The following is an 11,253-nucleotide window of genomic DNA, read 5'->3' as shown; positions in this document are numbered from 1 at the left end:
GGCCGTCGCGCCCACCACGAACTCCCACAGCCTGTCGAGAAAGAACACATCAATGACCACTCTGGAAATCCGTGACCTGCACGTCGACGTCGCGCAGACCGACTCCGACGCCGAGCCCATCCACATCCTCAAGGGCGTGAACCTGACCGTGAAGTCCGGTGAGACGCACGCGATCATGGGACCCAACGGCTCCGGCAAGTCGACCCTGTCCTACGCCATCGCGGGCCACCCCAAGTATCAGGTGACCTCCGGCTCGATCACCCTCGACGGCGAGGACGTGCTCGAGATGAGCGTCGACGAGCGCGCCCGCGCCGGCCTGTTCCTCGCGATGCAGTACCCGGTCGAGGTGCCCGGCGTCTCGATGTCGAACTTCCTGCGCAGCGCCGCCACCGCGGTCCGCGGCGAGGCCCCGAAGCTCCGCCACTGGGTCAAGGAGGTCAAGGAGGCCATGACCGAGCTCGAGATCGACCCGTCGTTCTCCGAGCGCAGCGTCAACGAGGGCTTCTCCGGCGGCGAGAAGAAGCGGCACGAGATCCTGCAGCTCGACCTGCTCAAGCCGAAGATCGCCATCCTCGACGAGACCGACTCCGGCCTCGACGTCGACGCCCTGCGCGTCGTGAGCGAGGGCGTGAACCGCTACAAGGAGCGCGAGAACGGCGGCATCCTGCTGATCACGCACTACACGCGCATCCTGCGCTACATCAAGCCCGACCACGTCCATGTCTTCGTCAACGGCCAGGTCGTCCAGTCCGGCGGACCCGAGCTCGCCGACGAACTCGAGGAGAACGGCTACGAGCGTTTCCTCACGGCGAAGGCCGGCTGACACACGACACCAGGAGGGGCACGTACGTGACACTCTCGACCGAGCCGACGACCGCGGGGACCCGCGGCGCGGCGCTCGACGTCGCCGCGGTGCGCGCGGATTTCCCGATCTTGCAGCGCACTGTCCGTGACGAGAAGCCGCTGGTCTACCTGGATTCCGGCGCCACCTCGCAGCGTCCGGTCCAGGTCCTCGACGCCGAGCGGTACTTCCTGACGCACCACAACGCCGCGGTGCACCGGGGAGCCCACCAGCTCGCCGAAGAGGCCACCGACGCCTACGAGGACGCCCGCGAGGTCATCGCGGGCTTCGTCGGGGCGACCCCGGACCAGCTCGTCTTCACCAAGAACGCGACCGAGTCGCTGAACGTGGTCACCTACACCCTCGGCGACCCGCGTTCGGCGTCGGTCCTCGGCGGCTCGGCGCTCGGCCCGGGGGACACCGTCGTCGTCACCGAACTCGAGCACCACGCGAATCTCGTTCCGTGGCAGGAGCTCTGCCGCCGGACCGGGGCGACGCTCAAGTGGTACGGGGTCACCGACGACGGCCGCATCGACCTCGACTCGCTGACCCTTGACGAGTCGGTCAAGGTCGTCTCGTTCACCCATCAGTCCAACGTCACCGGCGCGGTCGCCGACGTCGACGAACTCGTCCGCCGCGCCCGTGCGGTCGGCGCGCTCGTCGTGCTCGACGCCTGCCAGTCGGTGCCCCACATGCCGGTCGACTTCGGCGCCCTGGACGTGGATTTCGCCGCGTTCTCCGGGCACAAGATGTTCGGCCCCAGCGGCGTGGGTGCGCTGTACGGCAAGTCAGGGCTCCTCGACGCGCTGCCGCCGTTCATCACCGGCGGGTCGATGATCGAGACGGTGACCATGGAGGTCTCCACCTACGCTCCGCCGCCACAGCGCTTCGAGGCCGGCGTGCCGATGACCTCCCAGGTCGTCGGGCTCGGCGCCGCGGTGCGCTACCTGCAGACCCTCGGGATGGATGCGGTTGCCGCACACGAGCACTCGCTCGTCGAACGGGCGCTGGAACGCCTCGGTGCGATCGACGGCCTGCGCATCGTCGGCCCGACGACCACCGAGAACCGCGGGGGAGCGGTGTCGTTCGTCGTGGACGGCATCCACGCACACGACCTGGGCCAGATCCTCGACGACGAGGGTGTCGCCATCCGCGTCGGCCACCACTGCGCGTGGCCGCTGCACCGTCGCTTCGGGGTCGCCGCGACCGCGCGTGCGTCCTTCGCCGCCTACAACACCCTCGACGAGGTCGACGCCCTCGCCGCGGCGATCGTGAAGGCGCAGAACTTCTTCGGGGTGAACTGAGCATGCGGATGGAGCAGATGTACCAGGAGGTCATCCTGGACCACTACAAGCATCCGCACGGCCGGGGCCTCCGCGAGCCGTACGGCGCCGAGGTGCACCACGTGAACCCGACGTGCGGTGACGAGGTCACCCTGCGCGTCGCGGTGTCGGCGGACGGTTCGACGATCGACGACGTGTCCTACGACGGGCAGGGGTGTTCCATCTCGCAGGCGTCGACGTCGGTGCTGCACGACCTGATCGTCGGCAAGCCCGTCGAGGAATCGCTGGCCATCGTCGAGTCGTTCAACGCGATGATGACCTCGCGCGGCAAGGATCCCGGCGACGAGGACGTCATCGGCGACGGCATCGCGTTCAGCGGTGTCAGCAAGTACCCGGCACGGGTCAAATGCGCGCTCCTCGGCTGGATGGCGTTCAAGGACGCGCTCTCGCAGACCGTCGGCACCCTGACCAACCAGACAGAAGCGGAGACAGCATGAGTGACGAGACCACCACGGCGACACCGTCAGAACCGCAGACCTCGCTGCCGACCGTCGAGGACGTCGAGGAGGCGATGCGCGACGTCGTCGACCCGGAACTCGGCATCAACGTCGTCGACCTCGGCCTAGTCTACGGTATCGAGGTGACCGACGATGCGGTCGCCAAGATCGACATGACCCTCACCTCAGCGGCCTGCCCGCTGACCGACGTCATCGAGGATCAGTCCCGGGGCGCCCTGGTCAACAGCGGCCTGTGCACCGACCTGGAGATCAACTGGGTCTGGCTGCCGCCGTGGGGCCCGGACAAGATCACCGACGACGGCCGCGAGCAGCTTCGCGCGCTCGGTTTCACCGTCTAGTCCGTACTCCGGCACGTCACCGGCATGACGTCATGGTTCGAATCGCGGGTCGAGCGGATGATCCGCGAGGCCACCGAGCGCGGGGAGTTCGACGGCCTGCCGGGCCTCGGCAAGCCGATCGACCTGTCCGACGCCGACGACCCGGACTGGTGGGTCAAGCGCAAGATCCGCGACGAGAACCTCGATTCCGCAGCGCTGCTCCCGGCGCCGCTGCGCCTGCGCCGGGAGGCCCAGGAGTTCCCGGAGTCGCTTCGGGACGTCTCCGACGAGGCATCGGTGCGCGAGATCCTCACCGACTTCAATCGTCGTGTGCGCGAAGCACTCCTGGCGTCACGGCAGATGGCCACGCCCCACGGCGTCGTCGCCCACACCGTCGACGTGGAGGAGATGGTGCGGCGCTGGCGCGAGCTGCGTGACGCGCACTAGAGATGCAGTGGCGGGGTGCCGCTGACGTCCCCGGCCCACTCCGGCGTGGACATCGCGCCGCGGGCCACGGTCACGCGTGTCCGCATGTCCACGGCGCGGATGACGCGGGTCATCGCCGCCATCACCCCGGTCAGGTCGTCGCGCCGGCTGAGGTAGCTGCGCTGGGCCTCGACCGGCATCGCGAAGAACGCCTCGAAGAAGGCGATCGTCTGCGTCGGACTCAACCGCAGCAGCGCGCTGAGGCCGCGCAGGCGCAGGTTGTGGACCGCGCGGACCCCGGCCGGCCACATCTCGGCGATGGGGTCCCGTCCGGCCGCGAGCGCCCCGACCACCCGGTCGACGCACATCAGCGAGTTGGCGACGCTGTAGCCGGTCGTCGGATTCTTGAAACCGCCCGCGGCACCGAACCGGAACGTCGTATCCCGCCAGGGCTGCGGTGCGGAGCCGGTCAGCGGGAAGTCCACGTGTTCGACGCGTCGGATGTTCGACGGCATCCCGCCCAGCCGCACCTCGAGGCGCCGCTTCAGCTCGTCGAGATCGAGGGCGGGGAGCCCGGCGAGACAGGTCTCCTCGAGCAGGTAGTCGTTCCCGCCGAGCGGCACGACGTACAGGAACGACGGCAGTTGCCGCCGGTCGACCACGCCGCCGCGCCAGTCCATCAGCATCGCGCCATGGCCTTCGAGAACGGGTGCGGCCGTGGCCGCGTCGACGACGACGCCGTACGCGGTCTGCCTCGGGGCCGGGTGGGGGAGCGCGCCACGGCAGTCCACGACGACGTCGCCGTCGAGCGTGCGGCCGGAGTCGAGATGTACTCGTGCCCCGTCGATCTCGGTGACCCGCCCGGTCACGACCGTCACCCCGTCCAGCGTCAGGCTGCGTTGCAGGCCGGGGGTGTCGAGGACCGTGTACCCCCGGTCGATCTCCTCGAGGCCGGTGCCGGCGACCCCGATCCGGTCGAGCCGCGCGGCGAACGCCGAGTCGTCGAGCCATCCCGGCAGCTCGTCGGACCAGCAGGCGAAGGTGGACCTCCAGATCCGGTCGGGATGGAGATCGACCAGTGTCACCGGGACGGCGGCCGCCGACAGCCGATGTGCGAGCGCGCGACCCGCAGGGCCCGCACCGAGAACGATCACGCCGCCGGTCATGGGTTCGATACTGTCACGAACCCCCGGTGGCGAGATCGCCCCGGTCAGGAGCGGCCGGTCGCGAGCATGCCGCCATCGACGGCGAGCGTCTCGCCGGTGATCCACGACGACTCGTCGCTCGCGAGGAAGGCGACCGCACGGGCGACGTCCTCGGGTTCGCCGATCCGCTTCATCGGATACGACGCGGCGGCGAGGGCCTCGTTCTCTCCCTCGATGAGACCGGAGGCGAACTTGGTGCGCACGATCGCCGGGGCGACCGCGTTGACGCGGATCCTCGGGCCGAGCTCCCACGCGAGCTCGGCGGTGAGCCGGATCAGGGCCGCCTTCGAGGTCCCGTATGCGGCGATGATCCCGGTCGACCGGATGCCGGCGACCGAGGAGATGTTGATGACCGAGCCGCCGGAGTCCTTCATGCCCGCCCGGTATGCCTCCTGGACGAAGCCGAGCGCCGCGACGACGTTGGTGTCGAAGGTCTTGAGATACGCGCCCAGATCGGCGTTCATCAGAGGGCCGGCGATCGGGGCGATGCCGGTGTTGTTGACGAGAACGTGGATGCCGCCACCCTGTTCGACCGCCGCCGCGACGGCCTGCGTCCGGTGTTTGGCGTCGCCGGTGTTCCCGGCCACCGGGGTCACGGTCGCACCCGGAGCGGCCGCACGGATGCGGTCGGCCGCCTCGGCCAGCGGGTCGGGCTTGCGGCTGGTGATCACGACCGAGGCGCCGCGACGGGCGAGCTCGGTGGCGATGGCCTCGCCGATGCCCCGGCTGGCGCCGGTGACCAGTGCCGAACGTCCGGTCAGGTCGGACGTCTGAGGGAACGTGGACTGCGAAAACGATGTGGATTGCGTCACGTTGCTCACCGTATCGGTCCACCGTGTCGCCGTGGGGCAACTCCGCGGGCGCCCTGCACGGGGTTTCACGGGAAAAACCGGTCGATGCGCACCGGTAGACTGGCATGTCGTGATCACCGCGACCGACCTTGAGGTTCGAGCGGGCGCTCGGACCCTGTTGTCGGCGCCCGGCGACGCCCTCCGCATCCAGCCCGGCGACCGTATCGGCCTCGTGGGGCGCAACGGCGCCGGCAAGACGACGACGCTGCGCATCCTCGCCGGCGAGACCGAGCCCTACGCGGGCACCGTCCGCCGCTCCGGCGCCATCGGCTACCTGCCACAGGACCCCAAGGAGGGCGACCTCGACGTCCTCGCCAAGGACCGCGTGCTGTCGGCGCGCGGGCTCGACGAGATCCTGCGCGAGATGGAGAAGCAGCAGGCGCTGATGGCCGAGACGGCCGACGAGAAGAAACGTGACCGCGCCGTCGCGAAGTACGGGCGGCTCGAGGAGCGGTTCTCCGCCCTCGGCGGCTACCTCGCCGAGTCGGAGGCCGCGCGCATCTGCAACAGCCTCGGCCTGCCGGACCGCGTCCTCAACCAGCCGCTGCGCACCCTGTCCGGAGGTCAGCGCCGCCGCATCGAGCTCGCCCGCATCCTGTTCTCCGCCTCCGACGGTTCGGGGAAGTCGGACACCACGCTGCTTCTCGACGAGCCGACCAACCACCTCGACGCCGACTCGATCACCTGGCTGCGGTCGTTCCTGCAGAACCACGAGGGCGGGCTCGTCGTGATCAGCCACGACGTCGACCTCCTCGCCGACGTCGTCAACCGGGTGTGGTTCCTCGACGCCGTGCGCGGTGAGGCCGACATCTACAACATGAACTGGAAGCGGTACCTCGACGCGCGCGCCACCGACGAACAACGCCGGCGCCGCGAGCGTGCCAATGCCGAGAAGAAGGCGTCAGCGCTACGTGCCCAGGCCGCCAAGCTGGGCGCCAAGGCCACCAAGGCGACCGCCGCGCAGCAGATGCTCAAGCGCGCCGAGCGGATGATCGAGTCCTTGGACGAGGAACGGGTGGCCGACCGCACGGCCCGCATCCGGTTCCCCGAGCCGGCGCCGTGCGGCAAGACCCCGCTCATGGCGTCGAACCTCTCGAAGAGCTACGGCTCGCTGGAGATCTTCACCGGCGTCGACCTCGCGATCGACAAGGGCAGCCGCGTCGTGGTGCTCGGCCTCAACGGCGCGGGCAAGACGACGCTGCTGAAAATGCTTGCGGGCGTGGAGAAACCGGACACCGGTCAGATCGAACCCGGGTACGGGCTCAAGATCGGGTACTTCGCGCAGGAGCACGACACCCTCGACGACGCCGCGACGGTGTGGGAGAACATCCGCCACGCCGCCCCCGACGCCGGAGAGCAGGAACTGCGAGGTCTGTTGGGCGCCTTCATGTTCAGCGGTCCGCAGCTCGAACAGCCCGCGGGCACGCTGTCCGGTGGCGAGAAGACCCGCCTGACGCTTGCCGGTCTGGTGTCGTCGGCGGCCAACGTGCTGCTGCTCGACGAGCCGACCAACAACCTCGACCCGGTGTCGCGCGAACAGGTGCTCGACGCGCTGCGCAGCTATACCGGCGCCGTCGTGCTGGTCACCCACGACCCAGGAGCCGCCGCGGCGCTCGACCCGCAGCGCGTCATCATGCTGCCCGACGGCACCGAGGACCACTGGAGCGACGAGTACCAGGAGCTCATCGAGCTGGCCTGACACCCGCCGCTCCGCTGGTCATCAGCTCGCCGCCGGCCAGTACTTCTTCCGCAGCTCGCCCTTGACCAGCTTGCCGGTGGGGGTGCGCGGCAGCTCGTCGACGAAGTCCACTGAGCGCGGCGACTTGTACGCGGCGATGTGCTCCTTGGTGTACGAGATCAGCTCGTCGGCGAGTTCGTCGGAGGGGCTGTATCCCTCGGCGAGCTGCACACACGCCTTGGCGACCTCGCCCAGATCTGCGTCGGGCACGCCGATCACCGCGACGTCGAAGACCGCGGGGTGGTTGATGAGGACGTTCTCGGCCTCCTGCGGATAGATGTTCACGCCGCCGGAGATGATCATGAACGCCTTGCGGTCGGTCAGGTACAGGTAGCCGTCGGCGTCGACGTAACCGACATCGCCCGTGGTGGACCAGTTCGCGTGCTCGGGATGCTGGGCCTTGCGGGTCTTCTCCGGGTCGTTGTGGTACTGGAACGCGATGTCCTCGCGCTCGAAGTACACCAGGCCGACCTCGCCGACCGGCAGTTCCTTGCCGTCCTCGTCGCAGATGTGGACCACGCCGAGCAGTGGACGTCCCACCGAGCCCGGGTGCTCGAGTGCCTCCTGCGGGCCGATGAACGTCGCGCCGGCGGCCTCGGTCGAGGCGTAGTACTCGTGGATGACCGGGCCCCACCAGTCGATCATCGCCTTCTTCACCTCGACGGGGCACGGCGCCGCGGCGTGGACGGCGATCTTCATGCTGCTGACGTCGTACTTGGCGCGCACGTCGTCGGGCAGCTTCAGCATGCGGATGAACATCGTCGGGACCCACTGGCTATGGGTGACCTTGTACTTCTCGATGGCCGCCAGGGCGTCCTCGGGCTCGAAGCGGTCCATCATGACCACGGTGCCGCCCACCGAGTTCGTCACGCCGCAATAGCGAAGCGGCGCAGCGTGATACAGCGGTGCGGGGGAGAGGTAGACCGAGTTCTCGTCGAAGCCGTACATCGGCCCGAAGATCGCGGTGTAGGTGTCCGGGACCTCGTCGACCTGACCCTCGGGCATCGGGGTCTTGATGCCCTTGGGCCGACCGGTGGTGCCGGACGAGTAGAGCATGTCCGTGCCGCGCGGCTGGTCGGTGCGGGGCGCGGCCGAGGCGTTGGCGAGCACCTTGTCGTAGGAGTCGAAGCCCTCGATGTCACCACCCCACGCGATGCGCCGGCCGCTGCCGGTGAGGGCGGGGATCTCGCCCGACGCCGCGACGGCGTCGGCGACGGAGGCGCCGGCGAAGAGCACCTGCGCGTTGCAGTCGCCGAGGATGTAGTTGGTCTCGCCCGCGGTCAGGTGGTGGTTGACCGCGGTGACGTAGAGGCCGCTGCGTAGCGCCGCCCAGTACACCTCGAAGACGTGCAGGTCGTTGGCGGAGACCACCGCGATGTTGTCGCCGCGCTTGACGCCCAGCGACTCCAGGTAGTTCGCGATGCGCGTCGAGTTCTCGTCGAGCTGGCGGTAGGTCAGCTGCTCACCGGTGGCGGCGCGGATGACGGCGGGCTTGTCCGGAGTGGACTTGGCGAAGACTCCAGGGAACAACGGTGCACTCCTTCGACGAAAGGGAACGTTCACCCCGATCGGTCGTTATCTAACGCTCGATCGGGGTGTTGTGCATCACAGTACCCCAGTGTGCGCGACGGGCCTCACGTTCTCGGCGAGCGAGGCACGCGATGGTGTCCGCCCGACGACCTACGCGGTCAGGACGACCTACGCGGTCAACGTGTCGCCAGGAACCGGTCCATCGTCCGCTCGGCCATCGCGGTGATCGTCAGCGCCGGGTTCACCAGACCGACTGCGCCGGGCAGGAACGACCCGTCGACGACGTAGAGACCGTCGTAACCGGAGACCGCGCCGTCCATCGACGCGCCCTGACCCATGACGACGCCGCCGAGTCCGTGATACGTACCCGCGGAACCGAACCCGACGGCCCGCAGGTGGATCGGAACGCCGTTGGCGGGTCGTCCGTGTCGGGCCTCGGTGCGCTCGTGGAACTTCGCGACGAATGCGGCGGCCTGCCGGTCGACGGCGTTGCGCCCCTCGGGATGCGGGTAGCGCAGGCGCGCGGTGCCGGTGGCGTGGTCGAAGTCGACCGACCCGCGCTCGTCGGTGTGCGCCTGGACGAGGTGAGTGGTCCCGGTCTTGCCCAACGGGAAGGGCAGCGGCGTCGCCTGGTAGACCATCGACATCGGGGTCTCGGTGAGTCGGTCCTCGTAGATGCGGGCGTAACCCGGTCCGCCCTGGACGACGCCGAAATCGTCCGACGGATTCGCGCGGATGGTGAGGAAGTCGCCGTTGGTGCCGAAACCCTCGCCGATGCGCGGCGACAGCCGTGGCAGGGTGCCCTTCGCGCGGGCCTCGACGAGCATCCGGGTGGTGTGGAACGACCCGGCCGCCATGAACAGGTGATCGGCCTCGGCGGTCACCGTCCGGACCGTGCGGCCCTGTTCGTCGCGCACCCTCGCGGTGACGACGAATCCCGGCCTGCGGGAGCGCGGCCGGATGTCGAAGACCTCGTGCATCGGCTTGATCGTGACGTTGCCCGTGCGTTCGGCGGCGGCGAGATACGAACGATCGGTGGACTTCTTGGCGCCGCTGTTCACGCCGTAGCTGAGTTCGCCGACGATCACCGACGGACGTTTCCGGCCGGCCATCTCGTCGCGGACGATGTCCCAGTCGATCGCGAAGTCGAAGAAGTGCGGGGTGGCGCCGTAGCGGGCGATCACCTTGAGCCAGGACCGGGGTCCCACGTAGTTCGGGTGCCGCAGGATGTCGGCGGGCATCGGGGCCACGCCCAGTGCCTTCTTCGCTCGCGGGTAGTAGGTGGACACCATCTCGGAGTAGTCGACCGAGGCGGGGAAGACGTGTTCGAAGTCGACGCGCCGGGGGATCGGGGTGAACGAGCCGAAGACGAGCGATCCGCCGCCCACGCCCGCGCCGTAGATGGCTTCGATGCCGTCGCCGACGACGTGGTCGAGCACGCCCGGGTACGGCTCGACCGGGATCGAGCTCGCGCTGTTGGCGCCGGCCCGGTTGCCGAACCATGCGGCGCGCTTGTCCGGGGCGGAGAAGGTCGCGAAGGTGTCGCCGTCCGGACGGATCGGCCAGCGGCGGCCGCGTTCGAAGACGGTGGTCGAGAAACCGGCCTCGCCGAGGCGCAGGGCTGCGACCGATCCGCCGAAGCCGGTGCCGATGACGATGGCGGTGCGGCCGGGTGCCGCGTGCGCCCGACCGGTGGACGCGGCGAATGCGGCGAGCGCTCCCGCTCCCGCCGCGGAACGCAGAACCGCGCGGCGGGAGACACCGAGAACTCTGACCATGTCGTGGTTCACCAGCGAACCTTAGCGTGGGCTGATCGGCGTGAGCCCTTGCCTACCCCCGCACGGCTGTGGGAAACATCATCGGACCGGCGTACGACGATGCCGCCGCGGGGGCCGGAGATGCGCGAAAGACCGCGAGGGGCCGGACGGAACACATCCGTCCGGCCCCTCGGGGGTCTCTGAGCGGACCGCCTGCTCAGTCCCTCGCCCGTACCGACTCCTCGACCAGGTCGAGGACGGCGTGCAGGTCGTCGGTCGGCTGCCCCGACGCGAGACGGGTGATCAACCCGTCGAGGACCAGGTCCAGATACTTCAGCAGGACCTCGGTGGGGACGTCGTCCCGGAGGCGACCGGCCTGCCGGCCCTGCTCGAGCCGGCTCAGTGTGGCCTTCTCCAGTTCGGCCGATCGCGCCTTCCACTCGGAGCGGAAGGTGGCGTCCGTCCGCAGTTTGCGGGCGATCTCCAACCGGGTGCCGAGCCAGTCGAAGTCCTCCGGCCGGGCGAGCATGTCGCGCATGACCTGGACGAGACCCTCTTCGGCGGCCACGTCGGCCATCCGTTCGGCGTCCTCGTGCGCGAGCGCGAGGAACAGGGCCTCCTTGTCCTTGTAGTGGTGGAAGATCGCACCTCGGGACAGGCCCGTGTACTCCTCGATCCGTTTGACCGTCGCCCCGTCGTAGCCGAACTCGGCGAAGCAATGCCGCGCGCCGTCGAGAATCTCCCGACGACGCGCGGCAAGGCGGTCATCGCTGACCTTGGGCACGTC

At 69.2% G+C, this 11,253-nt stretch carries 11 protein-coding genes; 6 read left to right on the top strand and 5 right to left on the bottom strand.

Annotation, left to right across the window (positions count from 1 at the left end):
- Positions 1–52 precede the first annotated feature (52 nt).
- The 5 genes from sufC to ABFT43_RS11400 are packed head-to-tail and all read left to right on the top strand — an operon-like array spanning position 53 to position 3,406.
- On the top strand, positions 53–823 hold the full coding sequence (sufC, locus tag ABFT43_RS11420; RefSeq protein ID WP_006899503.1) for a Fe-S cluster assembly ATPase SufC: 771 nt from the start codon (positions 53–55) through the stop codon (positions 821–823).
- A gap of 26 nt (positions 824–849) precedes the next feature.
- Positions 850–2,145 carry a cysteine desulfurase gene (locus ABFT43_RS11415; RefSeq protein ID WP_006899502.1) on the top strand — a complete coding sequence of 432 codons (1,296 nt, stop codon included), beginning with the start codon at positions 850–852 and terminating at the stop codon, positions 2,143–2,145.
- A gap of 2 nt (positions 2,146–2,147) precedes the next feature.
- Entirely contained in the window at positions 2,148–2,621 is a 474-nt protein-coding gene (gene sufU, locus ABFT43_RS11410) for a Fe-S cluster assembly sulfur transfer protein SufU (protein ID WP_109236932.1), read from the top strand.
- Positions 2,618–2,980, top strand: coding sequence for a metal-sulfur cluster assembly factor (locus ABFT43_RS11405; RefSeq protein ID WP_006899500.1), 363 nt, complete (start codon positions 2,618–2,620; stop codon positions 2,978–2,980). Before sufU ends, ABFT43_RS11405 begins: the two co-directional genes overlap by 4 nt.
- Before the next feature lie 24 nt (positions 2,981–3,004).
- Positions 3,005–3,406 carry a DnaJ family domain-containing protein gene (locus tag ABFT43_RS11400; RefSeq protein ID WP_006899499.1) on the top strand — a complete coding sequence of 134 codons (402 nt, stop codon included), beginning with the start codon at positions 3,005–3,007 and terminating at the stop codon, positions 3,404–3,406.
- On the opposite strand, the gene ABFT43_RS11395 is transcribed toward ABFT43_RS11400, so the two are convergent.
- Both ABFT43_RS11395 and ABFT43_RS11390 read right to left on the bottom strand, forming a co-directional pair.
- Entirely contained in the window at positions 3,403–4,551 is a 1,149-nt protein-coding gene (locus tag ABFT43_RS11395) for a lycopene cyclase family protein (protein ID WP_347960474.1), read from the bottom strand. The genes ABFT43_RS11400 and ABFT43_RS11395 overlap by 4 nt on opposite strands.
- 44 nt (positions 4,552–4,595) lie before the next feature.
- On the bottom strand, positions 4,596–5,411 hold the full coding sequence (locus ABFT43_RS11390) for an SDR family oxidoreductase (RefSeq protein ID WP_347960473.1): 816 nt from the start codon (positions 5,409–5,411) through the stop codon (positions 4,596–4,598).
- A 100-nt stretch (positions 5,412–5,511) separates the two neighbouring features.
- Here ABFT43_RS11390 and ABFT43_RS11385 point away from each other — a divergent pair, with 100 nt between their 5' ends.
- Positions 5,512–7,140 (top strand): ABC-F family ATP-binding cassette domain-containing protein, encoded by a 1,629-nt coding sequence (locus ABFT43_RS11385; RefSeq protein ID WP_347960472.1) that lies wholly within the window; start codon positions 5,512–5,514, stop codon positions 7,138–7,140.
- Between the two features lie 21 nt (positions 7,141–7,161).
- Here ABFT43_RS11385 and ABFT43_RS11380 read toward each other — a convergent pair whose 3' ends face one another.
- The 3 genes from ABFT43_RS11380 to ABFT43_RS11370 all read right to left on the bottom strand — a co-directional run bounded on the left by ABFT43_RS11380 (position 7,162) and on the right by ABFT43_RS11370 (position 11,250).
- Positions 7,162–8,709: an acyl-CoA synthetase gene (locus ABFT43_RS11380; RefSeq protein ID WP_347960471.1), complete on the bottom strand. Its 1,548-nt coding sequence runs from the start codon at positions 8,707–8,709 to the stop codon at positions 7,162–7,164.
- Positions 8,710–8,885: 176 nt separating this feature from the next.
- The gene (locus tag ABFT43_RS11375) at positions 8,886–10,487 is read right to left on the bottom strand and encodes a GMC oxidoreductase (RefSeq protein ID WP_347960716.1); all 1,602 of its coding nucleotides are present in this window, start codon (positions 10,485–10,487) and stop codon (positions 8,886–8,888) included.
- Between the two features lie 196 nt (positions 10,488–10,683).
- Complete coding sequence (locus ABFT43_RS11370; RefSeq protein ID WP_347960470.1) at positions 10,684–11,250, bottom strand: TetR/AcrR family transcriptional regulator; 567 nt, start codon at positions 11,248–11,250, stop codon at positions 10,684–10,686.
- Positions 11,251–11,253 lie beyond the last annotated feature (3 nt).

Origin of the sequence: Gordonia aurantiaca (assembly GCF_039939235.1) — a bacterium.
Lineage (GTDB): Bacteria > Actinomycetota > Actinomycetes > Mycobacteriales > Mycobacteriaceae > Gordonia.
The sequence above is the reverse complement of the archived record's forward strand: the minus strand, read 5'-3'. Positions and strand labels throughout refer to the sequence as shown.

Bases quoted from the DNA above. Each gene is read 5' to 3' on its own strand.
- ABFT43_RS11400 (WP_006899499.1), top strand. From the start codon at position 3,005: ATGACGTCATGGTTCGAATCGCGGGTCGAGCGGATGATCCGCGAGGCC.
- ABFT43_RS11405 (WP_006899500.1), top strand. From the start codon at position 2,618: ATGAGTGACGAGACCACCACGGCGACACCGTCAGAACCGCAGACCTCG.
- sufU (WP_109236932.1), top strand. From the start codon at position 2,148: ATGCGGATGGAGCAGATGTACCAGGAGGTCATCCTGGACCACTACAAG.
- sufC (WP_006899503.1), top strand. From the start codon at position 53: ATGACCACTCTGGAAATCCGTGACCTGCACGTCGACGTCGCGCAGACC.
- ABFT43_RS11395 (WP_347960474.1), bottom strand. From the start codon at position 4,551: ATGACCGGCGGCGTGATCGTTCTCGGTGCGGGCCCTGCGGGTCGCGCG.
- ABFT43_RS11375 (WP_347960716.1), bottom strand. From the start codon at position 10,487: ATGGTCAGAGTTCTCGGTGTCTCCCGCCGCGCGGTTCTGCGTTCCGCG.